35 protein-coding genes are annotated in these 26,861 nt (G+C 45.3%); 26 read left to right on the top strand and 9 right to left on the bottom strand.

Annotated features, from left to right (window positions below):
- The first annotated feature begins 108 nt into the window (after window positions 1-108).
- The 9 genes from SYNC_RS13695 (at window position 109) to SYNC_RS13690 (ending at window position 7,952) form a co-directional block, all read left to right on the top strand.
- Window positions 109-939, top strand: coding sequence for a phycobilisome rod-core linker polypeptide (locus SYNC_RS13695; protein ID WP_011618475.1), 831 nt, complete (start codon window positions 109-111; stop codon window positions 937-939).
- A 252-nt stretch (window positions 940-1,191) separates the two neighbouring features.
- Window positions 1,192-1,950, top strand: a complete 759-nt coding sequence (locus SYNC_RS02485) for a phycobilisome rod-core linker polypeptide (RefSeq protein WP_011618474.1) — start codon at window positions 1,192-1,194, stop codon at window positions 1,948-1,950.
- Between the two features lie 4 nt (window positions 1,951-1,954).
- Entirely contained in the window at window positions 1,955-2,644 is a 690-nt protein-coding gene (locus SYNC_RS02480; RefSeq protein ID WP_011618473.1) for a pentapeptide repeat-containing protein, read from the top strand.
- 160 nt (window positions 2,645-2,804) lie between these two features.
- On the top strand, window positions 2,805-3,689 hold the full coding sequence (locus SYNC_RS02475; RefSeq protein ID WP_011618472.1) for a phycobilisome linker polypeptide: 885 nt from the start codon (window positions 2,805-2,807) through the stop codon (window positions 3,687-3,689).
- A gap of 57 nt (window positions 3,690-3,746) precedes the next feature.
- Entirely contained in the window at window positions 3,747-5,393 is a 1,647-nt protein-coding gene (locus tag SYNC_RS02470; RefSeq protein ID WP_041426331.1) for a phycobilisome rod-core linker polypeptide, read from the top strand.
- Window positions 5,394-5,470: 77 nt separating this feature from the next.
- Window positions 5,471-6,205 (top strand): phycobilisome rod-core linker polypeptide, encoded by a 735-nt coding sequence (locus SYNC_RS02465; RefSeq protein WP_011618470.1) that lies wholly within the window; start codon window positions 5,471-5,473, stop codon window positions 6,203-6,205.
- Window positions 6,206-6,476: 271 nt separating this feature from the next.
- Window positions 6,477-7,016, top strand: coding sequence for a phycobiliprotein lyase (locus tag SYNC_RS02460; RefSeq protein WP_011618469.1), 540 nt, complete (start codon window positions 6,477-6,479; stop codon window positions 7,014-7,016).
- Between the two features lie 14 nt (window positions 7,017-7,030).
- Window positions 7,031-7,657, top strand: a complete 627-nt coding sequence (locus tag SYNC_RS02455; RefSeq protein ID WP_011618468.1) for a chromophore lyase CpcT/CpeT — start codon at window positions 7,031-7,033, stop codon at window positions 7,655-7,657.
- Window positions 7,647-7,952: a CpeR family transcriptional regulator gene (locus SYNC_RS13690; protein ID WP_071813674.1), complete on the top strand. Its 306-nt coding sequence runs from the start codon at window positions 7,647-7,649 to the stop codon at window positions 7,950-7,952. The genes SYNC_RS02455 and SYNC_RS13690 overlap by 11 nt, the downstream gene beginning before the upstream one ends.
- Before the next feature lie 9 nt (window positions 7,953-7,961).
- Here the strand turns inward: SYNC_RS13690 and SYNC_RS02450 are convergent, their stop codons facing one another.
- From SYNC_RS02450 to SYNC_RS02445, 3 genes are read right to left on the bottom strand one after another with little or no spacing between them, the layout of a single operon-like run.
- Window positions 7,962-8,195 carry a Nif11-like leader peptide family natural product precursor gene (locus tag SYNC_RS02450; RefSeq protein WP_041426330.1) on the bottom strand — a complete coding sequence of 78 codons (234 nt, stop codon included), beginning with the start codon at window positions 8,193-8,195 and terminating at the stop codon, window positions 7,962-7,964.
- Between the two features lie 25 nt (window positions 8,196-8,220).
- Window positions 8,221-8,529: a Nif11-like leader peptide family natural product precursor gene (locus tag SYNC_RS13685; protein ID WP_011618467.1), complete on the bottom strand. Its 309-nt coding sequence runs from the start codon at window positions 8,527-8,529 to the stop codon at window positions 8,221-8,223.
- The gene (locus tag SYNC_RS02445) at window positions 8,523-8,843 is read right to left on the bottom strand and encodes a hypothetical protein (protein WP_011618466.1); all 321 of its coding nucleotides are present in this window, start codon (window positions 8,841-8,843) and stop codon (window positions 8,523-8,525) included. The genes SYNC_RS13685 and SYNC_RS02445 overlap by 7 nt, the downstream gene beginning before the upstream one ends.
- A gap of 175 nt (window positions 8,844-9,018) precedes the next feature.
- Between SYNC_RS02445 and SYNC_RS02440 the strand changes: the two genes are divergently transcribed.
- The 5 genes from SYNC_RS02440 (at window position 9,019) to SYNC_RS02420 (ending at window position 13,673) form a co-directional block, all read left to right on the top strand.
- Window positions 9,019-10,215, top strand: coding sequence for a HEAT repeat domain-containing protein (locus SYNC_RS02440; protein ID WP_011618465.1), 1,197 nt, complete (start codon window positions 9,019-9,021; stop codon window positions 10,213-10,215).
- Between the two features lie 194 nt (window positions 10,216-10,409).
- The gene (locus SYNC_RS02435) at window positions 10,410-10,946 is read left to right on the top strand and encodes a bleomycin hydrolase (protein WP_041426329.1); all 537 of its coding nucleotides are present in this window, start codon (window positions 10,410-10,412) and stop codon (window positions 10,944-10,946) included.
- Window positions 10,947-10,989: 43 nt separating this feature from the next.
- On the top strand, window positions 10,990-11,487 hold the full coding sequence (gene mpeA, locus SYNC_RS02430; protein WP_011618463.1) for a class 2 C-phycoerythrin subunit alpha: 498 nt from the start codon (window positions 10,990-10,992) through the stop codon (window positions 11,485-11,487).
- Between the two features lie 237 nt (window positions 11,488-11,724).
- Window positions 11,725-12,606: a phycobilisome rod-core linker polypeptide gene (locus tag SYNC_RS02425; protein ID WP_041426328.1), complete on the top strand. Its 882-nt coding sequence runs from the start codon at window positions 11,725-11,727 to the stop codon at window positions 12,604-12,606.
- A gap of 161 nt (window positions 12,607-12,767) precedes the next feature.
- Window positions 12,768-13,673 (top strand): HEAT repeat domain-containing protein, encoded by a 906-nt coding sequence (locus SYNC_RS02420; protein WP_049750312.1) that lies wholly within the window; start codon window positions 12,768-12,770, stop codon window positions 13,671-13,673.
- Here the strand turns inward: SYNC_RS02420 and SYNC_RS02415 are convergent.
- Window positions 13,670-14,335 carry a HEAT repeat domain-containing protein gene (locus tag SYNC_RS02415; RefSeq protein ID WP_237699252.1) on the bottom strand — a complete coding sequence of 222 codons (666 nt, stop codon included), beginning with the start codon at window positions 14,333-14,335 and terminating at the stop codon, window positions 13,670-13,672. The two genes, SYNC_RS02420 and SYNC_RS02415, sit on opposite strands and share 4 nt — an antisense overlap.
- 39 nt (window positions 14,336-14,374) lie before the next feature.
- A complete protein-coding gene (locus SYNC_RS02410) occupies window positions 14,375-15,634 on the bottom strand; it encodes a HEAT repeat domain-containing protein (protein WP_148201807.1) in 1,260 nt (419 codons plus the stop codon).
- 209 nt (window positions 15,635-15,843) lie between these two features.
- Here SYNC_RS02410 and SYNC_RS14125 point away from each other — a divergent pair, with 209 nt between their 5' ends.
- On the top strand, window positions 15,844-16,173 hold the full coding sequence (locus tag SYNC_RS14125) for a hypothetical protein (protein WP_148201806.1): 330 nt from the start codon (window positions 15,844-15,846) through the stop codon (window positions 16,171-16,173).
- 16 nt (window positions 16,174-16,189) lie between these two features.
- Here the strand turns inward: SYNC_RS14125 and SYNC_RS02405 are convergent, their stop codons facing one another.
- Entirely contained in the window at window positions 16,190-16,612 is a 423-nt protein-coding gene (locus SYNC_RS02405) for a DUF2656 family protein (protein ID WP_041426327.1), read from the bottom strand.
- A 69-nt stretch (window positions 16,613-16,681) separates the two neighbouring features.
- Here SYNC_RS02405 and SYNC_RS02400 point away from each other — a divergent pair, with 69 nt between their 5' ends.
- Window positions 16,682-17,587: a HEAT repeat domain-containing protein gene (locus SYNC_RS02400; RefSeq protein ID WP_011618456.1), complete on the top strand. Its 906-nt coding sequence runs from the start codon at window positions 16,682-16,684 to the stop codon at window positions 17,585-17,587.
- A gap of 75 nt (window positions 17,588-17,662) precedes the next feature.
- Here SYNC_RS02400 and cpeA read toward each other — a convergent pair whose 3' ends face one another.
- Together cpeA and cpeB are read right to left on the bottom strand one after the other, a co-directional pair.
- Window positions 17,663-18,157, bottom strand: coding sequence for a class 1 C-phycoerythrin subunit alpha (gene cpeA, locus SYNC_RS02395; protein ID WP_011618455.1), 495 nt, complete (start codon window positions 18,155-18,157; stop codon window positions 17,663-17,665).
- A 59-nt stretch (window positions 18,158-18,216) separates the two neighbouring features.
- A complete protein-coding gene (gene cpeB / locus SYNC_RS02390; RefSeq protein WP_011618454.1) occupies window positions 18,217-18,771 on the bottom strand; it encodes a class 1 C-phycoerythrin subunit beta in 555 nt (184 codons plus the stop codon).
- Window positions 18,772-19,154: 383 nt separating this feature from the next.
- Between cpeB and SYNC_RS02385 the strand changes: the two genes are divergently transcribed.
- The 10 genes from SYNC_RS02385 to SYNC_RS02340 all read left to right on the top strand — a co-directional run bounded on the left by SYNC_RS02385 (window position 19,155) and on the right by SYNC_RS02340 (window position 25,308).
- On the top strand, window positions 19,155-19,388 hold the full coding sequence (locus SYNC_RS02385) for a hypothetical protein (RefSeq protein WP_041426326.1): 234 nt from the start codon (window positions 19,155-19,157) through the stop codon (window positions 19,386-19,388).
- On the top strand, window positions 19,385-19,987 hold the full coding sequence (locus SYNC_RS02380; RefSeq protein ID WP_011618451.1) for a phycobiliprotein lyase: 603 nt from the start codon (window positions 19,385-19,387) through the stop codon (window positions 19,985-19,987). Before SYNC_RS02385 ends, SYNC_RS02380 begins: the two co-directional genes overlap by 4 nt.
- A gap of 13 nt (window positions 19,988-20,000) precedes the next feature.
- Entirely contained in the window at window positions 20,001-20,711 is a 711-nt protein-coding gene (locus SYNC_RS02375) for a 15,16-dihydrobiliverdin:ferredoxin oxidoreductase (protein WP_011618450.1), read from the top strand.
- The gene (locus tag SYNC_RS02370; RefSeq protein ID WP_011618449.1) at window positions 20,708-21,481 is read left to right on the top strand and encodes a phycoerythrobilin:ferredoxin oxidoreductase; all 774 of its coding nucleotides are present in this window, start codon (window positions 20,708-20,710) and stop codon (window positions 21,479-21,481) included. Before SYNC_RS02375 ends, SYNC_RS02370 begins: the two co-directional genes overlap by 4 nt.
- 188 nt (window positions 21,482-21,669) lie before the next feature.
- Entirely contained in the window at window positions 21,670-22,188 is a 519-nt protein-coding gene (locus tag SYNC_RS02365) for a phycocyanin subunit beta (RefSeq protein ID WP_011618448.1), read from the top strand.
- A gap of 40 nt (window positions 22,189-22,228) precedes the next feature.
- Window positions 22,229-22,717 carry a phycocyanin subunit alpha gene (gene cpcA / locus SYNC_RS02360; protein ID WP_011618447.1) on the top strand — a complete coding sequence of 163 codons (489 nt, stop codon included), beginning with the start codon at window positions 22,229-22,231 and terminating at the stop codon, window positions 22,715-22,717.
- A 90-nt stretch (window positions 22,718-22,807) separates the two neighbouring features.
- Entirely contained in the window at window positions 22,808-23,398 is a 591-nt protein-coding gene (locus tag SYNC_RS02355; RefSeq protein WP_011618446.1) for a chromophore lyase CpcT/CpeT, read from the top strand.
- A complete protein-coding gene (locus SYNC_RS02350; RefSeq protein ID WP_237699251.1) occupies window positions 23,337-24,197 on the top strand; it encodes a HEAT repeat domain-containing protein in 861 nt (286 codons plus the stop codon). The genes SYNC_RS02355 and SYNC_RS02350 overlap by 62 nt, the downstream gene beginning before the upstream one ends.
- Window positions 24,194-24,823, top strand: a complete 630-nt coding sequence (locus SYNC_RS02345; protein WP_011618444.1) for a HEAT repeat domain-containing protein — start codon at window positions 24,194-24,196, stop codon at window positions 24,821-24,823. The genes SYNC_RS02350 and SYNC_RS02345 overlap by 4 nt, the downstream gene beginning before the upstream one ends.
- Window positions 24,820-25,308, top strand: coding sequence for a low molecular weight protein-tyrosine-phosphatase (locus tag SYNC_RS02340; RefSeq protein ID WP_011618443.1), 489 nt, complete (start codon window positions 24,820-24,822; stop codon window positions 25,306-25,308). Before SYNC_RS02345 ends, SYNC_RS02340 begins: the two co-directional genes overlap by 4 nt.
- A 13-nt stretch (window positions 25,309-25,321) precedes the next feature.
- On the opposite strand, the gene SYNC_RS02335 is transcribed toward SYNC_RS02340, so the two are convergent.
- Window positions 25,322-26,806 carry a bifunctional pantoate--beta-alanine ligase/(d)CMP kinase gene (locus SYNC_RS02335; protein ID WP_011618442.1) on the bottom strand — a complete coding sequence of 495 codons (1,485 nt, stop codon included), beginning with the start codon at window positions 26,804-26,806 and terminating at the stop codon, window positions 25,322-25,324.
- Between the last annotated feature and the right edge of the window lie 55 nt (window positions 26,807-26,861).

Below are 26,861 nucleotides of genomic sequence, written 5' to 3'. Positions count from 1 at the left end.
AGGCAGAGGTGGTTAAGAGTAAAATTTTTGTTGCAGAAATAGGAAAGACAGCGAAAATATGGCAAAAAGAAGTAGAGTCAGTCAAATCAAAATTCAAAGAATCAAGTTATGGTTGCCATCAAGCCAACACGTGATTTCACGAATAATACGCGCACTTCATTTACAGCAACAAATAAAAAGGCGAAAGAAGCAGCCGCTCTAACAGTAGAGAGATTTAAAGAAAACCAATGCAAATCTATGGGAATTGGTATTGGGCCAAGACATCATGGGGAATGCCCATTTGGCGTTACAGCGGAGGAATATTCAGCCACTGGAAATAGTGCTTTAGAAACAGCTATTAGCAGTGCCTATAAACAGGTGATGGGCAATGCAAATCCAACTGATAGTCAACGGTGTAAAGAGCTCGAATCCCAGCTTAGAGACGGAAGAATTACAACTAGAGATTTCGTCGCTGGGCTAGCCAAGTCAGAATTCTACAGACAGAACTATTACCACAAAGTTTCACCAATTAGAGGAGTAGAGCACAATTTCAAGCATTTGCTGGGCCGACCACCAATTAATCAAAGTGAAATTAGCGCTTGTATAAGTTTAATCGCAGACCAGGGATATGATGTATTCATTAATAGAATGACCTCATCTGGTGAATATCTTGAGGTGTTTGGTACTGACACAGTCCCTTACGATCGAGCATGGAAATCTGAAGCAGGGTTTTACTGCTCCACGTTTGTCAATATGTGCTCAGTGAGCACAGGCAACGCAAGTTCAGACAAGATTGTAGGCGGAAGAAGCCAACTCGTTATGACATTAGCCAATGCGAGAGAACTAAGTACTTCAACAGGTAACTTTGATGTCTCAGGATTTAGTTATTCAAAAGCAGTAAGGGACCCATCCTCAGGAGCATTTCAAAGAATGTTCACACCACAAACAACAAAAAGATAAGAATTACTCAAAAGTAATTCCAAACAGACACAAAAGCACCTGCATTCAGGCTTACAATTTTAATATTACCTATGGCTTTCAGGGACAATTACATTCTCCTTGAAAGCCATTTTTCTTTGACTATTGTACAAAATGATAACAATTGACCTAGCAAAGACGACCTAGATACTTTAAGATTTGGCAACAAAAAAGAAAGCCAACAGACTCTACGTTTAAAGTCAGGCAATTCTACCTAGCAGAAACAAAAAACCCATGGCTATACCTGTTCGCAACTATTCTCTGAAGAGCCAGAACAGTCGGGTCAACAATCTTGCTGGTAATAATGATTCAATCAAGTATCAAGTAACAGGAGAAACATCAGCGTCTTCAATAGCAGCACGAAGAGATGTAGATAGCCTAATTGAACAAACATATAAGCAAATTTTCTTTCATGCAATGAGTTGTGACCGAGACATATATCTCGAATCACAATTAAGGAGTGGTTACATAACAATGAGAGACTTCATAAGAGGTCTCCTGTTGTCAGAAAGGTTTCAACAAGGATATTATCAATGCAGCTCGAATTACAGAATGGTGGAGCAAGTGGTGGGGAGAGTATTAGGGCGATCAGTGAGTGGCGAGGGTGAAAGATTGGCTTGGTCAATTGTAATTGCAGAGAAAGGATTCGCAAATTTTGTAGATCAAATACTAGAAAGTGATGAATATATGAGTAACTTTGGATATGATGGTACGCCAGCACAGCGTGGCAGGTTAATACCAGGTCGGCCATCTGGAGACATGCCAATTTATCAAAGATTTCCACGTTATGGTGAAGAATGGAGAAATTCACTTATTTCAAGAGAAGTCGTCAATAAAACGTTCACTACTGGTGGTGTGAAGAGCGAGATGAACTCGATCGTTGGAAAACCACCCGCATGGCTGATTAAGTCTTGGCTGGTCCTATTTGCAATTGGAGGCTTTGAAATATCACGAGTAATAATTACAATCGGAATATCGATGGTACGAAATTAAGAACATGAATTTCGACATAAATAACTGGAGGCCGCCTGAATTGGCTTCGCCAGAAAATATTACCCATTACCCAGTAGATGCTCGAGGTGCGGATTGGCAAAACAAAGATATTGGAAATCTTGATTTAAGAGAGGCAAATCTGTGCCGTGCTGATTTAAGAGGCGCAAATTTGTCAGGATGTCAAATAGAAAATGTTGACATGAGGTTAGCAAAATACGACAACAAAACACAGTTACCAGAGGGGTTCAATATCCGTACTAGCGGAGCAATTGGACCAGGAGCTCAACTCAACGGAGCGTTCCTAAATAATGCGGATTTAAGAGGAATAGATCTACGAAAAGGGTCATTAATGGGGGCTTATCTAAGTGGAGCAGACCTTAGTGGTGCACTACTAGATAACATCTCAATGGCAGGAGCTGATCTACGCAATGCGATCTTAAGGGGAGCCATGTGTAGAAGAACTCGATTTGGCACTAGCGAACTTAATATGGCCGACCTAAGAGGGGCTGATTTAACAGAGGCCAGTCTGGAAACAGTCGAATCAATCAAAGGCAGCGATTTCTCTATGTGCAAAGGAATGAAGCCCAATATTCAACTTTTGCTAGAAAGGCCTGCGATCGAGTTGGACCACTGGAATCCACTAACACGAAGTAGTGCACGCTCAAGCCTCGAATCCCTGCTTTTAGAAGCATAAGTTAACAATAAAACAGGCCTGCCGAACGCGCACGACGGCGTGATGGATCATTTTGTCGTTTCACGCAACAAAACGGAACACTTGATTGAGCTTTATAAAGAAGATGTCCAATCGCAGAGGATTTGCAAGAGATTGATGAGAGATAAAAGAGAGAGCATTTATGCCCTTTGGTCCTGCCTCGCTCCTAGGGGTCGAGCGTTTCTCCGCAGAGAGTGAAGCACCGCTCGAACTGCTTCCAGGCGACGACGACACCCAAAAGGAAGCCCTCATACGCGCTATCTACAAGCAAGTGCTTGGCAATGCCTACGTGATGGAGAGCGAACGGCAATTGATCGCCGAATCCCAGTTCAAGCTTGGGGAAATCAGCGTTCGTGAGCTCATCCGACGAATCGCGAAAAGCGACTTATATCGAAGCCGATTTTTCGAGTCCTGCCCGCGCTATCGATACATCGAACTTGCCTTCAGACATTTCTTAGGAAGAGCCCCGGTCGATTTTGATGAAATGCGCGCGCATGCTGAACGTCTTGACAGTTTGGGATTTGAGGCCGATATAGATAGCTATTTGGATTCTGATGACTATCAGAATTCATACGGGGAGTGGATTGTGCCCTATCAGCGTGGCTGGAAGACGGAGAGCTGCAAAACCCTTCAAGAGTTCACATGGAGTTTCCAACTTCTTCGTGGCAACAGTAGTAGCAGTCTGAAAGGTGACCTATCAGGAATCACAGCAAAACTTGGAGGGGCTGCCTACCAAAACCTTCCACTCGCTGTTGTCCCACCATCATCCAAAGAAGCAACTGGATGGAGCTTTAGGAGAGCCAAAAATCTTCAAGATGCACCTACACGCCTCGGCGTTGGAGCAGGCCAAGAAGGGACCACATATCGCGTTGAGGTAACTGGATATAGAGCTAACAATGTACGTCGAATATCACGATACACAAAATCAAATAGAGTCTTTTACATTCCCTTCGACAAACTCTCAGAGCAATTCATAAGAATACATCGTGAAGGGGGTAAAATTTCCAGCATTACACCAGTCACTTAAAATTAAAGTCAAAACATTTTATTCAGCCAACAACCACAACAAACACACAAACTGATCATGGCAACCAACAAAACATCCTCAGGATTTGGCGCAGAAAGCAAGTGGAATAATCCAGTTTCCTTTCAAAGAAAGGGGAAAACAAAACAGAAGGCAGCCTTAACAACAGGAGAATTCCTCAAGAATTCATGTGATCAGATGGCTATTGGCGTAGGGCCAAGGAGCCACGCAGATTGCCCCCACAGAGTGACATCAGAATGCTACAGCCCAGATGACAATTCATCCCTTGATGATGTTATTGCAGCCGCATATCGTCAGGTATTTGGCAATGCTCATGTCATGGATTTCGAGCGTTCCAAAGAACTTGAAGCACAACTTCGTAATGGCGAGCTTACGGTTCGTGACTTTGTTCGGGGACTTGCAAAGTCAAGTTTCTACAAGCAAAGATTTTTCACAGCTGTTGGACCACAAAGGGGCATTGATTTAAATATCAAACACCTTCTTGGAAGAGCACCACACTCACAGGCAGAGATTTCAGCGAAAATTTCACTACAAGCTGAACATGGACAGGAAGCTGTCATCGACAGTATTGTTGATTCTGCAGAATATCTCGAGGTATTCGGAAGTGATGTCGTTCCCTATGCAAGAGCTTGGTCTTCACCAGCTGATCTAGCAACATCTGCTTTCCCATTACTAGCAGCAATTCAAAAAAGCTTTGCGGGTAGTGATAGTGCAAGAGGCGGCAGCAGCAACCTCATCAGTAGTTATGCCAGTGGACATGCACCAAGAATCAATGTCCCATCTGAATCGATTGGAGTAAAACCAACTCCAAGCTATGCAGCAGGTCGTTTTGCAAGCAGAGCACCTGGTGTCACAAGTGGCAAAGATGGAGCGCCAATGCGTGGTGACAGCTACGTATTTTTTGGACTTGGGCAACGGGAGCAAGAAACATTCCAACGCTGCCCCGGTGACTCTAATGATCAGCTCAATGCCTTGATTAGGGCTTCCTACAAGCAGGTCATGGGCAACCCACACTTGATGGAATTTGAAAGGGCAATCTCAGCTGAAAGTAAGTATGTTGACGGCTATCTGAGTACTCGTGAATTTGTCCGCGCACTTGGACTGTCAGCAGAATACAAGCGTCGTTTCTTCGAAACAAATGCTCCTTATCGCTTCATTGAGTTAAACTTTAAGCACTTCTTAGGAAGAGCACCAAAATCACAAGCCGAAATCAGCGAGCACACAAAGATCCTTGCTGAAAGTGGTTATGAAGCAGAGATTTGTAGCTATGTTGATAGCGTTGAATATCAAACAATCTTCGGCGAAGACACCGTGCCATTTGCACGTATTCTTTCAGAAAATGGACGGTCTCAGATTGCCTTTAATCGTCACCTGAAATTAGCCGAAGGATATGCAGCTAGTGACACCGTTCAAACAGGATCTTCACTCGTAACCTCTGTTGCTACTGATACAGTTCCAGGGGGTTGGAGTTCGACCACAACTCGAATCAACCGCACTGGTACACAATCAGGTGCAGCGGATCCAACCAAGAAGAGATTCAGAATCGTTGTGTCAGCTCAAGCTGCACGCAGCAGACAACGCACAGCAGGCAACACATATTTAGTATCTGGGAAAGACATGTCAAGCCAAATGAAGTACATCCATTCACGTGGAGGGAAGATTCTATCCATTACCGAAGTAATGTAAGCATAGATTAATCTTCAATAAGCAGAGCCTTCAAAACTGAAGGCTCTAAATTATTATTAGCCAACTCCAAAAAAACAATGTCTCAACCACTCACCCTTGCCACCAAAGCAAATATTGATCTTGATCACTCAAATGATGTGATCAAAAGAATCTATAGGCAAGTGTTCGGCAATCGACATCTGATGGAGTTGGATATCAATCAATCATTAGAAGCTTTATTCATTAATGGAGATTTAACAGTACAGGGGTTTGTAACAGCGCTGGCACAGTCAGACACCTACAAAAAGCTCTTCCTTGAGACCAATAGTCCTTATAAATTTGTTGAGCTAAATTTCAAACATCTTCTAGGTCGTGCTCCCCATGACCAAAGCGAAATCATGGAGCATGTAAAACTCCTAAGCGAAGAAGGCTACGAAAACGAAATTGCAAGCTACACATACAGTGAAGAGTATTTAACTGCGTTTGGAATTGATCAAGTTCCTTACAGTCGTGGATCTAATACAATGCAGGGTGGAAGTACAATCAATTACACAAGAACCAACGCCTCTGAAGTTGGATACGCAGGATACGATGGGGCCCAGAAATCTTCTAGACTTTTACAAAGCCTAACAACAGGTTCGATTCCTGATATCAGTCAGAGGAAAGGAGTTGGAAATGGTGGAGCATTAACCATAAGCTGGACATCACGAAAGCAGATTGGTGCCAATCGTCGAGTCGGGCAAAAATCAGTTGTCAGCCAGGCATCAATGTCATCAACGATCAAAAGCATCCTCGCTCAAGGCGGGAAGATCCTGAGTATTACAAAGGCTTAAAGCTCATCGCTGTTATGGCCTAGCCCACTTCTAGCTAGGCCATAATCATAGACATGGAATAATTCAAAACATAATCAACCCTATTAGACAAAACTCATGCCAATCACCCGCCCAAATTCCCAAAAATTAAACCCGGAACAAACCGATTTTGAGAGGTCGATAGAGAAAAATCCAATGGCAATGTCCATGATGATTGACTCAGTTGTCAATATGATGCAGAACACCAGACCATCTTTACATCAAGAGCAAGCAAATACATTCACTAACTAAAATGAATATTGAGCAGTTTGTTGCTCAGACTGAAGGTGAATGGAGGTCAATGCGCTCAGCTCACTCTCTTGCCTTTCAGCAATTTGAAGATGTCCTAAGTGAAATTTCTGTAGAAAGAATCGACAAAAGTGATTCTGATTTGCAAGCTATACTAAAACAAGAAGGTGACTTAAGTGTATCCGATATTGAGTCACCTTTTTTGATGAAATGGGCTGCTGAAAGTGATTGGGAGCCTGATGACCCTAATGATGTTGCTAGTGGTCAGTGTATTATCGTGCCAATACCAAACAATCAACAATCAGGAGTACTACTCAGAAGTGTTGGTTACGCAGAGTCTATAGCTGCAAAATCAGAATATAATTTTCTAGATGATGGCACTTTTGTCTTAAAGACAAGATATGATCAATCAATTGCTGAAGAGAGAATTTGGTTTGTAAGCGAGAATGTCCGTTGTCGATCCTCTGTCCTTAAGACATCAGAAGGTTCGGGGATACTGCAAACGTCATTCTCTTCTGAAGTTCGTAGACTGGTCAAATCATAAATACAAACTTCTCTATGGAATCTATATTAAAATTTGCACAAACTATTTCGGGAATATATGACAACTTCGCACAATCTCAAGAAAATCCCAAAGACTTTGCTCGCATTAATATCATCTTCAGACCCTTACCCTGGAAGATCTTCAATGGACCGGGATTTTATTCAGAACAACACTATGACTACGCACCATGGTCACCATACAGACAAGGAATTCACAGATTGATCAACCATAGAGAACTATCAAATACCTTCATCATGGAAAATTTTGGGTGTGCAAATCCAATGCGCATAGCCGGTGCTGGCAGAACTCCTGAACTTCTTGATTCCTTAAAAAAAGAAAACCTAAAAAAGAGATGTGGGTGTGCAATGCATTTCGAAACAAAGGCAGACAGGAAGTATATAGGCTCGGTAGAGCCAGGAAAAAAATGTATGATACCAAGAGATGGACAACTCACATATTTAGTAAGCGAAGTTGAAGTCACTCAAGATAGCTGGACAAGCAGAGATCGCGGATATGATCCAGATACAAATAAACAGATTTGGGGATCTGAGCACGGACAATTAATCTTCAAGAAGGTAGAAGATATTGGCGAAATAATTACCAACGACTGGATAAACAAACAATTCAACCATGAAAGATAGTAAATCCCAAATAAGAGCTTGGATTCGGTCGCAACATCTGATTTGCGAGGGTAGTGATTTTATCTTTGAAACTGTTGATCAAACACAACTAGAAAAATTCGAAGCTATTATGGATTCGTTAGGAGGACGAGTGAGATTAGTAAAAGCTGTTGGTAATTGGCCTATGGGACCAAATCGATCGTTTAAAATTTTAAGAGCAATCGCCTCTGTACCAAGACCAGGAGGAGAAGAATTAGTAACCTATTGGGCAAAAAAAGGATCTAAACAAACAAGATATTCTGAAATCAATTCGTAATAAGCATCATCAATCCGCGAACCAGCCCATCCATGTAGGCTGAGAGAAATCAGTATGCTCACTCCATTTACGAAGCAAAGTCAATGAATCAAAGTGATAACCCCTTTGCTCTGCGAGTGCAATAAGTTCATCTTGATTACGAGAAGACTTAATCTCCTCTTTTAGTTCACTATCATTCTGAGCTAGCTGAATAAAGTCTTCAAGAATTTGATCCTTCTGGGAATCAGAAAGGGGGGAACTCATGGATGAGAAATGGAGTTATAGATTTTTAAGAAGAACCCTGATCGGCTCCTTCCATAAGCATAGCTCTCCAAGACGAAACCTGACGAAAAGCCCAACTCCAATGGTTTGTCTCATGAAAATGAGATGCTTGCTTTGCCTGAGAACTTAAAGACTCAGAGTCCAAACGAACAAATTCGTCCCATTCAGCTTTTGTGAAAGAGAATCCCTTAGAGGACGCATAATCAACAATTTGTTCATGCGATGTTAGCTTCTTTAGTCCAGTTGCAATCTCATGACTTTGAACAACAGAGTGAATAAACTGTTGAATGATTTCGCTGGAAGATGAGTTTAACAAGATTCGATCCAAATTGCAAAATTTGAGTTCATACAGATAAGCTGCAGAACTAAAGGACCTCCAGTACAACGAAGAAGGCGCCAAGGGATTTTTTGACTTGTATGGCCAGAATCAACCAAAATCTTAGGAGGCCTAGTGGCTTGTTCCAATGGAATCAAAGCGGCACCAGTCAGCAATGGCTCCACTGACTGAATCAAGCTCCTAAGAGAATTAATATCAGTTACAGAATTAAGTCGATCCTGTAGATCAATGTTTTGACTAATCAACTGAACAAAGCGGGGCAACGCTTTTTCAGCTTCAATAGACACCGTCATTCTAAATCAAATCAATCATATCAATACTACACCAATGCAGTGATTGCAGAATGTGATTACTGCATTGGAATGGTTAAAAACAGAACGGTCCACAAACCTACTCAATTGATGTCATCCCAATACAAAGTGGTAGATTTGAGAAGCTTAAATAAAGTCACGACGAATTAAAAGAATTATGGCAGAGCGATTCGATGTCTTATTCGAGGGACTGTCAGAAGAGTCATCTCTAAAAATCCTGTTATCGGATCCCAGAGATCTGCCTAACCCTGTAGATAAATATATGGCAGCGACACGACTCGCAGCATGCTCAAGTGAAGAGTCATTGCAGGGACTTATCAGCGCTGTTGATCTGGATCCAGAGGACCTCTTTAACAGAATCACAAGGCGGAAGGCGATAGAGGCATTGGGACGGAGAAAAAATGCACGAGCTTTAGATTGCCTATTTAAGGCTCTACATTTTGATGATGAACCCTCGGTCATCAACGCCGCCGATTCAATTACACAAATATCTGCTCCTCTCACCGAAAGTCAATGTGATTCGCTTCTAAAAGCCCTGAAAGGGAATGATCCACAGAAACGAGCAGTGATTCAGGCACATACAAGACTAGGCCTTAAGAGTGGTACATCATTCATTCAAACGCTCATCCATGATGAGAACCCATTGATTTCAGGAGCAGCAAGGGCTTTTTGCGCTCGAGTCGAGGGCGATCTTGATCAACTACAGCCACTGATTCCTCAACTCCATGATCTTCAAGCAGGCCGACGTCGCTCTGCTGTCATCGACCTTGGCGATTCTGGTGATATCAACATGTTGCAATATCTGATCAAGAGTGCTGTGTCGATGCCATTACGTGCAAAGAGTGCATTTCAACTCGTTGATCCAAGAAAAAAAGCAGGGGTACCTGAAGAACACAACAAAACAATCACAACACTTCTACAAGATGATCCAAGAAGTCTTTCCATGCGCGAAGAGTGGTTGAGCCAAGCAGACCCAATAGAGATTGAGAAAAACCTGCAACACCGAGACGAGGGTAAACAATACGGAGCAGCACTAAGCCTCCTAAAAATGCCCAAGAATCAACAAATCGAAATAATTGACGGTATTCACTCACGTTTATGGAGTGATTACGGAGCAAACTATCTGCTGACTTCATTGATTGGCCTTGCATCCATCAATGAGAGAAAGGAGCTGATCAAAACATCCCTGGCAGAGACCCTTCCTCAATATGCAAAGTCAAGAGTTGCCGCAGCATGGGGCTGCCTGAAACTGGATCTAATCGACCAGCTAGATCTCCTCAAGGAAATCAGCACAAGCTCACAGTGGGTGCCACTGAAATGGAGCTGCTCGCAAGTACTTAAGAAGTTTTCATAATGTTTCGTGAAGCACCCAAAAGGCTGTCTGCGAAAGAGTTTGACGACGACTCCGCGGTCCTTTAGATTTTATTCGGATTAGTGATTGCAAACTTTTTTGTCCTGACGGAGCCCGGAAGAGGGGCAGGCAAAAAAAGAGAAGTAATGTCCTTTTGGCGGATACGCATCCCCCCAAAAAACTCTTCCCAACTCCTCATGCTCGACGCATTCTCCAGGAAGGCCGTCTCGGCCGATTCAAGCGGCGCCTTCATTGGCGGAGGCGAGCTTGCCTCTCTCAAGTCATTCATTGCTGACGGCAACAAGCGCCTTGACGCTGTTAACGCCCTCTCATCAAATGCTGCTTGCATCGTCTCTGACGCCGTTGCTGGCATTTGCTGTGAAAACACCGGCTTAACTGCACCTAACGGTGGTGTGTACACCAACCGTAAAATGGCGGCTTGCCTCCGTGATGGCGAGATCGTTCTCCGTTATGTGAGCTACGCGCTTCTGGCAGGCGACGCTTCCGTCCTGCAGGATCGCTGCCTTAACGGACTCCGCGAAACCTACGCCGCACTGGGCGTTCCCACCGGATCTGCTGCACGCGCAGTGGCCATCATGAAGGCCGCCTCCGCAGCATTGATCACAAACACCAACAGCCAGCCTAAGAAGGCAGCTGTAACTCAGGGTGACTGCGCCAGCCTTGCTGGTGAAGCAGGTAGCTACTTCGATGCAGTGATCAGCGCAATCAGCTGAACCTGATCTCATTTAATCGTCAAACACCACTAACTTCCAACTCATGAAGTCTGTTATCACCACAGTTGTCGGCGCAGCCGACAGCGCTTCACGCTTCCCCTCTGCCTCAGACATGGAATCCGTTCAGGGTTCTATCCAGCGTGCAGCTGCTCGTCTTGAAGCCGCTGAAAAGCTTTCCGCTAACTACGACGCAATTGCACAGCGCGCCGTTGACGCTGTCTACGCTCAGTATCCAAACGGTGCTACTGGCCGCCAGCCACGCCAGTGTGCAACTGAAGGCAAAGAGAAGTGCAAGCGTGACTTCGTTCACTACCTTCGTCTGATCAACTACTGCTTGGTAACAGGTGGCACTGGTCCTCTTGACGAACTTGCCATCAACGGCCAGAAGGAAGTTTACAAGGCTCTCAGCATTGATGCTGGTACCTATGTTGCAGGCTTCTCAAACATGCGCAACGACGGTTGCTCACCTCGCGACATGAGCGCTCAGGCTCTCACTGCTTACAACACCCTTCTTGACTATGTGATCAACTCCCTGGGTTGATATCACTTCTCAGGAACTGATTTATTCCGTATGGAACAATGGGGTGGGCAATGCCCACCCTTTTTTTTCAGGAATTTACTTTTGCCATAGCAAAGTCTTCCTCAGGAATAAATGTCAGGAAAGATTTCTCGCGAATTATAATTGGGCAATATTACGCCATACAATTTCACGGCATAATTGACTTCTTGCCCTGAGATGTAGAGGCGCATTCAAACCACCACTCCCCCCATCTTCATCATGCTCGGAGCAGAAACAAGCCTGAAAGCCCTCACCTCGGCGACCAGAACAGGTCCCGCTGCTTTCTCAACAAAAAGCAAAGCTGGTAAAAACACTGTTCCCCGCACAGTTGCAGGTGCCATTGCTGAATACAAGCGCCAGCACTGTGCCGCAATGGGTATAGGCATTGGTCCAAGGCTGCTCTCAGAGTGCCCTTTCGCAGTCACTTTTGATCAGTATTCTCCAGCCAGTAGTGCAGCCCTTGAGAGGGTCATTGTTGCCGCCTACCGTCAAGTATTAGGAAATCTTCCCCCAACCGATAACCAGCGTGAAACGTCACTGGAAGTACGTCTGATGAATGGTGAAATCACTGTTCGTGATTTCGTAAATGGCCTTGCAAAGTCTGACTTCTACAAAGACAACTTCTTCCATGCTGTAGGCGCCCAACGCGGTATTGAACTTAACTTCAAACATTTGCTAGGACGGGCACCACTAAACCAGCAAGAAGTTCAAAACCATATCAAATTACAAGCCGAAGAGGGCTTCGATGCACTCATCGATACTCTGACTGACTCTGCAGAATACACAGAAGTCTTTGGTGCAGACATCGTGCCTTACGACCGTACAAAAGATTCATATGCAGGCATGTACACCCGATCCTTCAATATGATGAGGGATCTTGGAGGGATGAAAGTAGCGATCAGTGATAACGCACAGGGCAGACAAAGCAAAACCGTAAATGGTTTGGCTAGTGCCCTAAGGGAGAGCACAAAGCCTCAGCCTTTCTCCTATGTATCTGTTAGCAAAATCGCTGTTAAGCTTCCTCAGCAACAGTACACAGGTCATAATCCACCAGCGATGAGTGATTATGTACCATTCCGTCCATTTGGAATCTTCTTCTAGATTCTAAGTTTTGGAATAAATAGCATGAGCCCTCATCCATGATGGGGGCTTTTCTTATGGAGATTTTTGCTCATGAGTTGCGGCGGACGATCCAGTATTGATCCGGGAAAGGAAATACAGAAGAGTTCGGCTAGATTCAGGGAGGACGTACAAGCTTAAAAATGACAGGAGTCCAATTTCAGCAAGAAGACATGAAAAGCGAGACTCTGACGCAGGAAGAAGCACTGGAACTTGCTACGGCTTTAAAACAACAATTGAGCCATGGAGAACTGCCAAATTCAGATCTCGAATCCATAAACAAAATGGTGGCTGGATTAGGTGACAATAGAGGAGAGTTGAGATTAACATTTGCGAAAAGCCTCGGCTCAGTTGGAGAAGAAGCTATTCCGATATTATGCGAAGCCTTAAAAAACAGCCAGAATGTCATCATCAGAAGAGCCTCAGCTAAAACACTAAATATTATTGGCAGTAAAAAAGCACTCCCAAACCTCATCGAAGCATTTGAGACAGACGAAGATCCTGTTGTACAAGGGTCATCGGCTGGGGCAATGGCCACCATAGGGGAACCATCGATTGAGCCATTACTGAAAATTTTAACTGAGTCAAAGTGCACAGCATTTCAAATAGGATTAATCAATCTTGCCTTAGGTTTCATAGGATCTAGAACCCCCACGGCCTTGCATTCAGCAACAAATTCTACAAATCCTGAAATAAGGATAGCTGCCTTAAGTGCATTAGCGGAACAAGCTCAAAAATGCGAAAATGCCGAAGTACGATTACTAGTACTGAATGCCTTAAAGGATCCAGATAGCGAGGTACGTGCAGAAGCAGCAACAATCGTAGGGAAATCTATGGATCAAGAAGAAGCTGCACATCAACTCCACGAATTATTAAGAGACAACAACGCTCAGGTACGCAAAAACACTGCATTATCACTCATGAAAATGGAATCAGTGATTTCAATTGATTCTATCGAGAACGCAATTCACAAAGAAACCGATGAACAAGTTAAGGGCGTACTCATCGTTGCCAGGAATCAACTGATTAACCGTCGAGATACTATCTAATCTCCAAAAAGGCTTTGACGGCGAGATATGCTTGACTCAAGAATTTCCTTAATCAAGACATCTGTTGAATCATTATTGATCATACTCGCGAAACACTGATCTACTTGAGTAGATTCCACTTCAGCAAGAGACATCACTGCTGATTGAACATGGGCAATATTTGCACTATTGCAAACTTGAATCAAAATAGGTATGACACGACCTTTCTCGTGCTCCTGCTTCGAAAAATATCCCAAAGTCATCAAGGCAGATTGAGATACAACAGGGTTTGAATCTTCTAGTGCTAATTTCAATGCATTGATTGCTTGCTCCGGGAAAGCATTATCTGGAAAATTTACAGCAACTTGAACGAAAGCCTTAATACAGCAGGCTTTTACAGTACAATTGCTGGTGCCATTAAAAAGATCAAGCAGAGGAGGCAAAACACGATGTCCAAATACACCTAAACCTTTAACTGCAGTACGGTAGACAACAGGATCAGGGTCATTCAAAAGATCAAGAAGACGAGGCAAAGCCTCATCATAGTAATTTTCCGACATTAATACACATGCATCCATTCTAATATTGGGATTCGGATGTGATAAGTCTAGAAACAGATCATCAAGAGATATTATTGAAGACACAACACAAGAAGAAGATTTTACGATCTTAGCAGGAGACAATAGCAATGACCTAACCTATTAATGACAAACTCCAACGGTTTACAATCCTAGTGCCATGCGAGCTCTGGCTTGCACAAAGAGATCCTTATCATCATCGGAAATTTCTAAAATCATCTTGCTTTTGGATGCCATATCTAGATCTGTATAGTGATCCATAGCTTGAATTAACGAATAACGCATATCCCAAGGCAATGAACCACGAGTAGCCAAAATCTCCTCCATACACTCATCAAGAATGCCAGGATGCAGCTTAGCCAGTGACAATACAGATGCAGCTCTACTCTTCTGAAATTGTGGCCTAATATTGAAAATCGATGAAACAAGAATATCAATAATCCAAGGCTCAAATTCACCAGGCCAAACAGGTATAGAGCCAAAAAGACAAATAAAGCAATAATGGGCTCCATAATCGTTATTTGCCTCCTCGATCCATGAATTCTTCAACAGCGGGAAAATCTCAGAAGCTGAATGAGATGATAAATGCTCAAGCGCTAAATAACACCGACTAAAGTCAGTATTATACAAATCTCTAATCAGATACTCACAAGAGGGGACTTCGTCATAGCGATGAACACAATTGATCGAAGACAAGTCACAGGAGAGGAGAGAATCTAGAGAGGAAAGCAAACAAGAATCAACACTTTCAGCTAAATTTTCATCGTATAATTTACGAACAGCCCGTAACTTAAAAACAGGCGAAACAGGAGCAGAAAAGATTTCAGCGATCTGATCAACAGCATTAGCATCAATTAGATCCTGTATAGCTGAATGTCTATCCATTTGATTAGGCAATAATAAATTCGATGAGATCTCAGGAACTCTTTCACAATCATGCGTTAGCTTCGCAATGGCAGAAATTGCAGCGCCTTTGATTCCCGGAATAGAATTAGACTGAAAAGAACGAATAATGTCAACACTGCTGGAAATACCCATCGAAGCCAAGAACTGTATGATAATTCTCTGATTAGCCACATCGGCTTCAAGAATATCGATTATTTTGTCAACAAATACACGATCTTGACATTTCAATGTTTGCAATGACCAAACAGTATTTTCTACTAAATAGATATCGTCAGACCATAAGCACTTGCCGATCGCAGGAATTGCGTCAATACATCCCAGACGCGCCAGGACTTCAACGATTTTGCGTTTAGTTATTTTGACTGATTGACACGAAGAATCACGATATTGCAAAAATTCAATTAAAGCTTTTTGAGTTTCTTCACAAGGACAATTGATTAAGTGTGCTGCTGCTGTATAAAAATCACTTTCTGATTCTTGTTCATTGACAGACTTCATCAGCAATTGACGTGCATGCTCACAGGTCAGACCTGGATGAATGTTGTCAAATCTTGCGGACGTGTGCAAAACAAGAACATAGACGATGGAATGATACTAGCACTTCTTCATAAAACTTTTGCCAATTCTCTGTTATCAAAAAGGTATATTCAAAAGCCTTGCAGAAATGATGGTAAGGCCATAATGTTAGACCAGTCAAGATTGAATCGATGGGACCCTTTTCAAACAACTCACTTTTTGTCAAGACAATTGCTTATAACCAATCAAGACCAACAACATCAACAAGCATTCAAATTCCTTTTAACTTGCTGAGTCAAAGTATTCAAGCAATGCGTAAGGCTGGCATCACCGTTACCGCTGTTACCAATGTTACTAACGGAGGTGAAAGCAATCAAACTCGTACTAAGAAGGCTACTCCCTCAGAATCAAGACAATCCAAGCGTGAAATCGAAAGAGTCAGTACCAAAGAAACTGCGTTGAAATCAGAATCCAAAAAAGAGAAAAAAGCAACAACACGCAGAACCAGGAAGAAGAGCTAAGGAGTCCTATCTAATACTAAGCTCTATATTCGAAAACTGAATCCTCCGGTCGAGCTGACTTGAGAGCATCCCAATTGATACTCTCAAGGAATACATCTGGGTCTGAACATTCCACGACATCAACACCCCAATAACCTTCCTGCAACGGTGAGCTTGACGTAGTTGCAGAATCCTTTCTACCTCCAAGAGCAATCAAAGAATGATTCATCGAGTGACCAAGAGCATTCCGATATTTTTTCCATGAATTAACGACTTCTACTGCCAACTCTTGGACTGAGAGATCAGACTCAACAAGAACCATCCAATGAGGGTGTTTCAAAGCATTTGCCTTGATGTGCTCAGAATGAAGGCTAAGACCTTCTGCGAGTTCCTCGGAAGTAAACGAAGGTACAGACTCCGAACGAATCTGTAAGTTGTGAGAGAGAACAAAAAACTGCATGGTGAACAACTATAGTCAGTTAAGGTCAAGTAAAAGAATTTTAAATGCTGATGAGTGAGGTATCATGCAATGACTGAAAGCAATCCCATTAAGAACTCATCAGACTCCCAACGATTAAACAAATTAAGCGAAGAAGAGGCTTTAGTCCTTTCAGAACACTTAAAAGAACAACGCAATAGTGGGATACCTCTTGATTCAGATCAAAAATCTATATCCAGAATGGTAGCGGGACTAGGTGATCCTCGGGGACTTCTTCGGCTACGTTTTGCAGATAGTCTTGGCTCCGTTGGACAAGCAGCTGTTCCTGCTCTGTGTGATGCCATGCTATCCAGCGATAACGTAACCGTACGTAGGGCAGCAGCAAAGACTCTTACTTTAATTGAGGATCCCAATAGTCTCCCTGATCTTGTCTGTGCATTTCTCAATGATCAAGACTCTGTTGTTCAAGGTTCAGCCATGGGGGCGATGGCAGCCATAGGCGAAGAGGCTGTAACTCCTATCCTCAATCTCTTGTCGAATCCAGAAACATCAGAAATGCAGATAGGGTTGGCAAACTGGGCATTGGCTTTCATAGGCGATCGTGGGTCAAGGACTTTAAAAGACGCTTCAAGCTCTAGCAACAGCACAATTAGGAAGGCTGCGATTGCTGCCCTTACAAGCAGAATTGACACACTGAATGAAGACGAGAACAAACACTTATTATCTAATGCTTCGAAAGATGATGATTCAGAGATCCGTGCAGAAGTTGCAACATTGCTTGGCGCAATGGAGGATGTTGATTGGGCAAAACCCCTGCTCATCTCCAATTTAGATGATCCCGATAGTTGGGTTCGAAAAAACTCGGCTCTTTCCTTAATTAAATTGAATGCGAAGGAGGCTATAGCACCCCTCGAGGAGCGTGAAACTCAAGAAGAAGATAAAATTGTAGCCAATGTCATCAAGCTTGCTATTCAGAAACTCAAGCAAATAGATTAAATTTTTGCATAAAAAAAGAGGGGGAGTAAGAAACTCCACCCTCTCTTTACTTAAAAATGAATGGTTACCGCGCTATCAAGAGAGAGCGTTGATAACGTAATCAAGATAGCTCTTGAATTCATTAAGTGCCTGAGGACTCATATCGCGAGGGGCGCAAGCACGGTCGCGTGTGTAAGTCAGAGCTTCTACGTAAGGGCCAGTAGGAAGGGAAAGGCTGCGATATACCTCACGAGCCCCAGCAATACCCCACTCGTCCAAAGGACCAGTGCCGCCCACAACCAAGCAATAGTTGATCAAGCGGAGATAGTGACCGAGATCTCGGTAGCACTTATCAACCTTCACCTGGCTATCGCCAGCCTCACCAGCCTGCTTGAGGTAGGAATACTTGCTGAAGCAAGCATCACCGGCTTCACGTGTGACGGCATCAAGGCCAGCAGCCAACTTGTCAGCAGCTTCAAGACGTGCGGCAGCACGCTGAATATTGCCTTGTACGGCTTCAAGATCGTTTTGAGAGGGGAAGCGACCAGCTGCATCAGCAGCAGTCACGACTGTTGTCACGACGGACTTCATTGGAGATTCCTAAAGATGAATAGTGTCTGAGAGCGGAGAAAGTAGGCCTTTATTCCAGATCAGGAAATGGCGCCGATGACGCGATCGAAATAAGCACCTGCTTCTGCGACCAGAGAGGCACAGTCACCCTGTGTGGTTTCCATTTTACGGAAACGCTTACCACCTAAACCAGGAGTGTTGGTTTCTCCGATGTGAGCAGTCGCAGAAGCCTTCATGATGGCCACGGCACGACCTGCAGACTGGGTAGGAACGCCCAGTGCAATGTAGGTTTCCTTCAGACCATTCAGGCAACGATCATCAAGAACGGATGCATCGCCTGCCAAAAGGGCATAGCTGATGTAGCGGAGAACGATCTCTCCGTCGCGCAGGCAAGCTGCCATACGACGGTTGGGATAGCAATTGCCACCTGCCTGGATCAGACCTGTGTTTTCACAAATCATGCCCGTAACAGCATCAGAAACGATGCAGGAGGCGTTTGAGGTGATGGCGTTGACGGCATCGAGACGCTTATTGCCGTCACGAACGTAGGAGCGGAGACCTGCGAGGTCACTACCACCAACGGGAGCAGTTTTGGCGTCGGCACTGACGACCGAACGTGAGAATGCGTCGAGCATGTGGGCCAGACAAATTTGGAGGGAAGAGGCTTCTCGATTCCCGTTAAGGCTAAGCCTGAAGATTCCACTCTAGAGAGGAATCCGTTGCCAGGACTAGCCTTTTCAGGTGAAGCACTCAATAAACCTAAGCGTAAATTGCTGATGGGTGAGCAAGTTTCTGCTGATCACGCAAGAGTTCGTCACTTTGATGACTGGTGAACGATCAGAGAGGAGCACCAAAGCCCTTTGGCACCGATCTTGACCATCTGTTTAGGAGCACTCACGCTGTTTAGAGGCACTCACGCCGACAACAGAACTGCGCAACACACACTGGATACAACAATTACCGATTGATTCCAGGAGGTATGGTTACAAGGAGTGTTTGCTGCAAATCACAGGTCGACATGACGGAACAAACAAGTCAGGCACCTTCACTTGAAGAGCTGATCGAAACAATTACAGAATTAACTGCTTATAGGGAACGACTTTACGATGATGTTGTGGGCCTTGGCAAAAAGCTTCGTTTATCCCAAAAGAAAATCGATGCCACAATCAAAGAGCACCCTGAACTCACTCGGATTGATGCAATTCTCACCCAACTAAAAGTTCAACGAGATACGCAAGAGAGTCAAACATGACTTTGATGGACAATCCTCCGGTCACAATGGAGGACTTTTTCGAGGCCAGCCGCGGACTATGGCTTAACAGACGAGTTGTTCACCATCTTGATAGCCAAGACGATGAAGCCGCTGACTCGAATCTAGTGATTGAACCCTTCAATGCATCTGACGATGCAGTAGAAAAAGTTTGCAAAGTATTTGGGATAGAAGCCAAAGAAGCCAATGGTGGAGCAAGATTTTGGTGGGAAAGCAACCTTCTGGCCGAAAAACGCAATGACGACTACGCAGCGATTGTCATTGATGTACCAAAGCCGGAACATCCTGACCAAGGATATCTTTTAAGAGATGTTGGTTACGTCGAAAAAAAACCTGCGCTTAGCACGTACGAATTCACTCCTGATGGAGTACTCACCATCAAAACCAGGTATGACACAAATTTTGGAATCGAACGCTGCTGGTTTGTCAACGATCAAATCAGAATGCGCGTTAGTTCAGTACAGTTTCTAAATGGTGCTGCAATGACCACCTACTGCACTGAATTTCGATGCCCAAGCAAAGCCGATATAGAGCAGATTGCCAGCCAAGCCAAAACTTTTGCTCAGACTAATCCTTTGTAAGGACATTTACACAATGTTTGATTCATTCCTCAATGAGCTTCATTCAGATATCACCAAGAGAGGAGGATCGGCCCTTCCTCTTCCGGAAGGTCTAGAAGAATGCAGATCTTTAAAAACATCAAGTGTCATCAAGAGCTGGCTTTGGGATGTTCCAGGATTTCGGCGCTGGAGGGTAACGCGTCTCGATGCAGGCGATAGTCTCCAAGTTTTCAATTCTGTTGCATATCCCGATTACAACTACGATCACCCCTTAATGGGAGTTGACCTCCTCTGGTTCGGAGCCCGTCAGAAGCTAGTTGCCGTACTCGATTTCCAGCCCTTGATCCAAGATAAAGACTATCTTGATCGATATTTTTATGGCCTCAAGGATCTGAATCAACGCTTCCCGGATCTAAACAGTGAGGAAACGATGCGTTCGTTTGATCCAAATCAGTATTTTTCTTCATGGCTACTTTTCTGTCGTGGTGGTGCAGAACAAGCTGATGTATCCCTTCCCAATGCTTTTAGTGCATTCTTAAAAGCATACTGGGAATTACATGATAACGCCAAAAGTATTGCCTCAACTATTCCTCCAGAAGAAGTCAAAAATCTCCAGGAAAAATATGATATTTACAGCGCCGAGAGGGATCCAGCTCACGGACTCTTTACAAGCCATTTTGGGAAAGACTGGTCAAATCGGTTCCTACACGAATTTTTATTCCCCGCCTCCTCCCCTAACAAATGACAATTCAAAGATTAAAAAGCACAGATCCTGTAAGCATCGAGGGATGGTCATGGCAACCCTTTCTTGAAGATGCCATAAAGAGCCTAGGAGGCTTAAATTTCGAACCCTACCCAGTCCCAGATCGGTTTTTACAACGCGAAGATCAAACTGGATCAAAATCAAAACCAATTTCTGTTACGACAGCAACCTGGGCTTGCAAAACAGAGAAATTCAGGCAAGTCAGAGCTGCCTGCGTGAGTGCTGGATCAGCAGCGTCTGTTTTGAATTTTGTAATCAATCCAAATTCCACGTATGACCTACCTTTTTTTGGCGGTGATTTAGTAACGCTCCCTTCAGGGCACCTGCTTGCCCTGGACCTTCAACCCGCCATCAAAACAGACGAGGTTCACACCACTCACGTCTGGGATCAACTCATTCCAATTTTTGAACGTTGGCGAGATCAACTTCCTTATGGAGGTCCAATTCCAGAAGAAGCGCAGCCCTTCTTCTCCCCTGGATTCCTTTGGACTCGACTGCCACTCGGAGAAGAAGGCGACGATTTAATTCAATCCGTTGTACGACCTGCTTTCAATGAGTATTTAGAGCTCTACCTCCAACTAGCCGCTTCAGCCGAGCGCGTTAATGCTGAGCGCAGCGATTTTCTACTGCAAGGACAAAGAAAATACACTGACTATCGAGCTGAAAAAGACCCTGCGCGCGGGATGTTGACTCGCTTTCATGGCAGCGAATGGACTGAGGCCTATATCCACACTGTGCTTTTTGATCTATAAGTGACCCATTTTTGGGCACTTGTGAGCCATACCAACCGCCAAAACCGATAAGGAGTTACACATTATGAACCGCTTCCAAGGGAGCCCTTGGCCTTTGGCGAGAATTGGTCTGAACCCGAAAGGACTTCCTTAGGATGTCCTCTCAGGTGCATAGACACCTCACCAGACATTGCACGCAGGAGTAAAAAATGTTCGACGCCTTCACCAAGGTTGTCGCCCAGGCCGACGCCAGGGGACAGTTCATCAGTGCCAGTGAGATTGATGCTCTGGCTGCCATGGTTTCCGGCAGCAATAAGCGCTTGGATGCCGTGAGCCGGATTTCCAACAACGCCTCCACAATCGTTGCCAATGCTGCACGCGAGCTTTTCGCACAACAACCTGCTCTGATCTCTCCCGGAGGAAACGCATACACCTCCCGTCGTATGGCAGCTTGCCTGCGCGACATGGAGATCATCTTGCGTTATGTCACCTATTCAGCATTCACGGGTGACGCATCTGTCCTTGAAGATCGTTGTTTGAATGGTCTTCGTGAGACCTATCTCGCATTGGGAACACCTGGCACCTCTGTTGCAACTGGTGTGAACCTGATGAAGGACGCAGCACTTTCTATCGTTAATGACAGTGCTGGTATTTCAAGTGGCGATTGCGCTTCCCTGAGTAGTGAAATCGGTACTTATTTTGATCGTGCTGCTGCATCCGTTGCCTGATCAGGCGAATTAATTCCACTTCACCTCCCTCTTCATCTCAATGAAAACCCCACTTACCGAAGCGGTTGCAGCCGCCGACTCACAAGGACGTTTCCTGAGCAACACAGAAGTCCAAGCAGCTTCTGGGCGTTTCAATCGTGCCAAAGCCAGCCTTGATGCCGCCAAAGGTCTCACCGCAAAGGCTGATGCTTTGGTCAGCAGTGCCACCCAGGCTGTTTACACCAAGTTCCCTTACACCACTCAGATGGAGGGTCCGAACTACTCAGCCACTTCTGAAGGGAAAGCTAAGTGCTCTCGTGATATCGGCTATTACTTGAGAATGATCACCTATTGCTTAGTCGCCGGTGGTACAGGACCGATGGACGACTACCTAATCGCTGGTCTTGACGAGATCAACCGCACTTTTGAGCTTTCCCCTTCTTGGTATGTAGAGGCTCTTAAGCATATTCAAAGCAACCATGGCCTATCAGGCGATGCTGCAACCGAAGCCAATAGCTACATCAATTATGCAATTAATGCACTGACCTGATCCTATCTAAACAAGGATCAGATTAGTCAATGCATTCAAGCCCCCTTATAACGGGGGCTTTTTCAATGTCACAAGGAGAAAACTGCCTAAATGACAGCAACGATTGGAAATTTTCTTAAGAATCTTTGTGGTGAATACAGTAACCAGAAACAGGCATTTGACAACCCTCCATTATTCGCACATATTTTTTTACGCTATAAGCCAATTGAGCATCTGCAGCCAGGTTCAATCCTTCTCGAGCAAACCTATGCAGTCGATCCTAAGCATCCCTACAGACTTAGGGTAATTCGTGCAGAAGAAGTTACTTCGGGAATCATCAAACTTTGGAATCATACGTTTAAAGCGCCAGAAAACTTCTCAAGTGCCACATTTGATGATGAGCAACGAAAAACCATTAAAGAGGAAGACCTAATTCTTCTAGATCATTGCCATTATCAAGTACGTCAATTAGACAATGGATTTTTTGGCGAACTTGAGCCTGGATGCCGCTGCATTGTGCATCGCAATGGGAAAGAGACCTATTTAGTAAGCAGCTTTCACCTTGAGGGCGATGAACTTACCACATTGGATCGTGGACATGACCCTCAAACACACGAACGATGCTGGGGATCTATTGCTGGTGAATTCCACTTTCAGCGCATCAGCAACTGGGCTGAAAACATTCCTGAAAAGTGGTTATGAAATGAAGGATCCTTCACCTGAGAACCTCAAACCGCCTCTCACAGAAGAGCAAGTTATTGTCAATTTACGCCAGACAGAAGACTTGTCTGACCAATATTATGCGGCTTGGTGGGTCGGGCGGATGCGCAGCCGTCATCCGGAAACATTACCTCTGCTACTGGCAGCGTTAGATCCTCTCCATAGCAATCCTATAAATAAGGAACGTCGCGCTGTTGCACTGAATGCAATCAGAGCCCTAGGAATCCTTCAAGAAAGAAGTGCTGAAGAAGACCTCAGAAGACTCCTGAAGAAAAACGACTACTCAATCCGTGAAGAGTCAGCAAGAAGTTTAGGAATGATTCAAGCAAAAGATGCTGTTCCAGATCTCTGCAAGTTGTTATCTGGAAGCACAGACGAAGTAGAACAAATACAATCAGGATCTACCAAGCTAAAAGAACCTTACGAATCTGTATTAGAGGCATTAGGGGCGATTGGGGTAGCCTCACGCAGCGTGATAAGCATGATTAAGCCTTTCACGAAACATTCTCGTCCGCTCATACGAGCTTCAGCTTGTCGAGCCTTACTTCTACTCACCGATGATCAGGCATGGGCACCTCCTTTAATTGAGCTTTTACAACATGATGATCCACTGATTCGCAGGGGTGTTCTTTTGGATCTAGGCGCAACAGGCTGGATGCCTGCGCTGCCTGCAATTCAAGCAGCAGCCATTGAAAACAGTCTCAAACTCGTAGCTTTACGTGGCCTTGCAGAAAAAAGCGAAGATATATCCGTCCTCGATGCAATGGACGCACTCTTGTGACAAATGTCTCTCCACTAGAAGGAGCGATCGCTGATCTTCAAGCGGCTAAAACAACACCTGAATTAATTCGAGCCACCAAAAACCTATGCAATCTCCGTACGATTGAAGCAATTTCAACACTGATTGAGGTGCTGGGATTTAACAATCCAGCAGTTGCATCAGTTGCAACTGCTGGATTAATCGAACTTGGCAGCCAGGCTGTGCCCTCACTATTAGTTAGCCTTGACGAAAAAAATTATGGTTCACGTGCCTGGGTTGTACGAGCCCTGGCATCGATTCGTGACCCTAGAAGCCTCGACTTACTTGAACATGCTTTAGCCACAGATATTGCACCGAGTGTGCGGCGCTCGGCCGCTCGTGGCCTGGCAGAGCTAAATCTCATTTACCCCGAAGACAGTTCAAAGCTCAATCGCTGTCTATTAGCACTACTCGCAGCCATTAAAGACGATGAATGGGTTGTGCGCTATTCAGCAATCTTCGGAATTGAACTGCACTTACTCAAGTACAATTCTACATATAAAAATCTATGCATCTTGGGTTTAAAACAACTTAGCTCCAATTCTGAGTCCATTAAGGTGATTCGCCTGCGCGCCACCCTTGCTTTACAGCGCTTGAATCCCTCATGACAACAAAGGTGCTGTTTGTCTGTCTCGGAAATATCTGCCGTTCACCAGCCGCTGAAGGTGTGTTTCTTCACCTCATCGAGCAGCGACAGCTCATGGACCAGTTCCTGGTTGATTCCGCTGGTACAGGGGGCTGGCATGTAGGGAATCCAGCCGATCGGCGCATGCAAGCAGCCGCCACACAACGCGGGATTCATCTGCCTAGTCGCGCGCGCCAACTCGAACGCGGCGACTTCGACAGTTTTGATCACATCCTCGCCATGGACCAAGACAATCTGCACAACGTAAGCAGCATGGCCAAAGAATTCGGCCAGCGAAGCACAGTCAACATTCGCTTGATGCTGAGCCATGCACGTCGGGCAGACACTCTTGAGGTTCCAGATCCCTATTACGGAGGTGAGCAAGGCTTCGAGCATGTGCTCGATCTTCTCGAGGATGCTTGCGCAGGACTTCTTGAAGACCTCTTGGCTCCAGCCACTAAGCGCTAACAGTTAGACGGAGTTAGACGGGTGTTGGCCAAACCTCTTCGCCTACGCGACGACGGAATAGATCTTCCAGCGCATCAATCACCTGGTCGATGCTCATCCCATCACTGATCAGCTCAATAGCATCATCCGCCTGAAGCAGAGGCGCCACCTCACGGGTGCTGTCAAGGCGATCGCGTTCCACAATCTGTGCTTCCAGCTCAGGGAGAGCTGGCACCTCGTGTCCTCTTGCTTCTAAATCGAGAGCACGGCGTCGGGCTCTCTCTTTTGGAGTCGCAGTCAGGAAAACTTTGAGCTCTGCATCTGGAAAAACAGCAGTGCCAATGTCACGGCCCTCAGCGACGAGACCGCCTGCCTTGCCCATGCGCTGCTGCTGGGCCGTCATGGCAGCACGGACGCAAGCATGAGACGCGACAGCTGATACAGACGCCGTCACGCGCGGATCACGAATCGCGTCGGTGACCTCGTGGCCATTCACACGCACCACCTGCACGCCTTGCTGCAAGGGCTCAAGCTCCACCTTGAGATCGTTCAACACAAGGTCCACAGCCTCAGAATCACCAGGATCACCCCCCTGTTCCAGAACCAACCAAGTCACGGCCCGGTACATCGCTCCCGTATCCAGGTACACAAGCCCGAGCCGCTCCGCAAAGGCTCTGGTCACCGTGCTTTTGCCAGCACCAGCAGGACCGTCAATCGCAACAAGGGGAGAACGCGTCATTAAAAAAGCATGGTCGATCAGGCGGGTGCTGCCACAACGAACAGCAGCTGCGAGCAAGGTAAGTGATGACTGATTGGACTTGGAAGGCTGCAGAAACCAGGGATCAACAACGTCCACGTACTCGACACTGAGGCCAACCTCTTCCAGACGACGCTTCACCTCACCAGGCTTCAATGCTGTACCGCCATGCAAGCAAGCAGACCTCGCATCGCTTAAAACCTGGGCAAACAGCACCCCTTGCTGCCGCTGCTGAGCATTCAGATATCTGTTTCGTGAACTGCTGGCCAGACCATCACCATCTCGCACAGTGGGCACACCGCGCACCCGGACGGCCAAGCCAAGGTCCAACACCATTCGGCGAAGAATGGTGAGTTGCTGCCAATCCTTTTCACCCAGAAACAACTGATGCGGCTTTGCTAATGCCAAAAGACGGCAGACCACCGTGACCACACCATCGAAATGGCCAGGCCTCGTGGATCCGCACAATCGTGACTGCAACGATTTCGGCGCCTGGATCCGCCATGATTCAGCCGAGCCACCGGGGTAAATCTGCGACTCGTCTGGACACCAGATTGCGGAAGCACCAGACAGCTCTGCTAGTTCACAGTCAGCTTCAAAGGTGCGTGGATAGCGAGCAAAATCCTCATTCGGACCGAACTGCAAGGGATTCACAAACACGCTGACCAAAGTCTCAACATCACCTGACTTATGGCAGGAGGCGGCTGAGATCAAACTTGCGTGACCATGGTGAAGCCCCCCCATGGTTGGGACAAAATGCACGCTGGCCTCAGATGCGTGTCGCCAGCGTTGAAGGTCGTGCAGAGAGCGAAGAACC

The sequence above is a fragment of the Synechococcus sp. CC9311 genome (genome assembly GCF_000014585.1).
Taxonomy (GTDB): domain Bacteria; phylum Cyanobacteriota; class Cyanobacteriia; order PCC-6307; family Cyanobiaceae; genus Synechococcus_C.
The sequence above is the reverse complement of the archived record's forward strand: the minus strand, read 5'-3'. Positions and strand labels throughout refer to the sequence as shown.

What these genes read in the sequence shown, in the direction of transcription:
- SYNC_RS02420 (WP_049750312.1), top strand. Translation starts at nt 12,768, where the DNA reads ATGACAGGAGTCCAATTTCAGCAAGAAGACATGAAAAGCGAGACTCTG.
- SYNC_RS02445 (WP_011618466.1), bottom strand. Translation starts at nt 8,843, where the DNA reads ATGACGGTGTCTATTGAAGCTGAAAAAGCGTTGCCCCGCTTTGTTCAG.
- SYNC_RS02485 (WP_011618474.1), top strand. Translation starts at nt 1,192, where the DNA reads ATGGCTATACCTGTTCGCAACTATTCTCTGAAGAGCCAGAACAGTCGG.
- SYNC_RS02380 (WP_011618451.1), top strand. Translation starts at nt 19,385, where the DNA reads ATGACTTTGATGGACAATCCTCCGGTCACAATGGAGGACTTTTTCGAG.
- SYNC_RS02465 (WP_011618470.1), top strand. Translation starts at nt 5,471, where the DNA reads ATGTCTCAACCACTCACCCTTGCCACCAAAGCAAATATTGATCTTGAT.
- cpeB (WP_011618454.1), bottom strand. Translation starts at nt 18,771, where the DNA reads ATGCTCGACGCATTCTCACGTTCGGTCGTCAGTGCCGACGCCAAAACT.
- SYNC_RS02365 (WP_011618448.1), top strand. Translation starts at nt 21,670, where the DNA reads ATGTTCGACGCCTTCACCAAGGTTGTCGCCCAGGCCGACGCCAGGGGA.
- SYNC_RS02435 (WP_041426329.1), top strand. Translation starts at nt 10,410, where the DNA reads ATGCTCGACGCATTCTCCAGGAAGGCCGTCTCGGCCGATTCAAGCGGC.
- SYNC_RS13695 (WP_011618475.1), top strand. Translation starts at nt 109, where the DNA reads ATGGTTGCCATCAAGCCAACACGTGATTTCACGAATAATACGCGCACT.
- SYNC_RS02400 (WP_011618456.1), top strand. Translation starts at nt 16,682, where the DNA reads ATGACTGAAAGCAATCCCATTAAGAACTCATCAGACTCCCAACGATTA.
- mpeA (WP_011618463.1), top strand. Translation starts at nt 10,990, where the DNA reads ATGAAGTCTGTTATCACCACAGTTGTCGGCGCAGCCGACAGCGCTTCA.
- SYNC_RS02405 (WP_041426327.1), bottom strand. Translation starts at nt 16,612, where the DNA reads ATGCAGTTTTTTGTTCTCTCTCACAACTTACAGATTCGTTCGGAGTCT.
- SYNC_RS13690 (WP_071813674.1), top strand. Translation starts at nt 7,647, where the DNA reads ATGAAAGATAGTAAATCCCAAATAAGAGCTTGGATTCGGTCGCAACAT.
- SYNC_RS02455 (WP_011618468.1), top strand. Translation starts at nt 7,031, where the DNA reads ATGGAATCTATATTAAAATTTGCACAAACTATTTCGGGAATATATGAC.
- SYNC_RS02460 (WP_011618469.1), top strand. Translation starts at nt 6,477, where the DNA reads ATGAATATTGAGCAGTTTGTTGCTCAGACTGAAGGTGAATGGAGGTCA.
- SYNC_RS02385 (WP_041426326.1), top strand. Translation starts at nt 19,155, where the DNA reads ATGACGGAACAAACAAGTCAGGCACCTTCACTTGAAGAGCTGATCGAA.
- SYNC_RS02480 (WP_011618473.1), top strand. Translation starts at nt 1,955, where the DNA reads ATGAATTTCGACATAAATAACTGGAGGCCGCCTGAATTGGCTTCGCCA.
- SYNC_RS02340 (WP_011618443.1), top strand. Translation starts at nt 24,820, where the DNA reads ATGACAACAAAGGTGCTGTTTGTCTGTCTCGGAAATATCTGCCGTTCA.
- SYNC_RS02375 (WP_011618450.1), top strand. Translation starts at nt 20,001, where the DNA reads ATGTTTGATTCATTCCTCAATGAGCTTCATTCAGATATCACCAAGAGA.
- SYNC_RS02475 (WP_011618472.1), top strand. Translation starts at nt 2,805, where the DNA reads ATGCCCTTTGGTCCTGCCTCGCTCCTAGGGGTCGAGCGTTTCTCCGCA.
- SYNC_RS02370 (WP_011618449.1), top strand. Translation starts at nt 20,708, where the DNA reads ATGACAATTCAAAGATTAAAAAGCACAGATCCTGTAAGCATCGAGGGA.
- SYNC_RS02440 (WP_011618465.1), top strand. Translation starts at nt 9,019, where the DNA reads ATGGCAGAGCGATTCGATGTCTTATTCGAGGGACTGTCAGAAGAGTCA.
- SYNC_RS02355 (WP_011618446.1), top strand. Translation starts at nt 22,808, where the DNA reads ATGACAGCAACGATTGGAAATTTTCTTAAGAATCTTTGTGGTGAATAC.
- SYNC_RS14125 (WP_148201806.1), top strand. Translation starts at nt 15,844, where the DNA reads ATGGGACCCTTTTCAAACAACTCACTTTTTGTCAAGACAATTGCTTAT.
- SYNC_RS02450 (WP_041426330.1), bottom strand. Translation starts at nt 8,195, where the DNA reads ATGAGTTCCCCCCTTTCTGATTCCCAGAAGGATCAAATTCTTGAAGAC.
- cpeA (WP_011618455.1), bottom strand. Translation starts at nt 18,157, where the DNA reads ATGAAGTCCGTCGTGACAACAGTCGTGACTGCTGCTGATGCAGCTGGT.
- SYNC_RS02470 (WP_041426331.1), top strand. Translation starts at nt 3,747, where the DNA reads ATGGCAACCAACAAAACATCCTCAGGATTTGGCGCAGAAAGCAAGTGG.
- SYNC_RS02410 (WP_148201807.1), bottom strand. Translation starts at nt 15,634, where the DNA reads ATGAAGTCTGTCAATGAACAAGAATCAGAAAGTGATTTTTATACAGCA.
- cpcA (WP_011618447.1), top strand. Translation starts at nt 22,229, where the DNA reads ATGAAAACCCCACTTACCGAAGCGGTTGCAGCCGCCGACTCACAAGGA.
- SYNC_RS02425 (WP_041426328.1), top strand. Translation starts at nt 11,725, where the DNA reads ATGCTCGGAGCAGAAACAAGCCTGAAAGCCCTCACCTCGGCGACCAGA.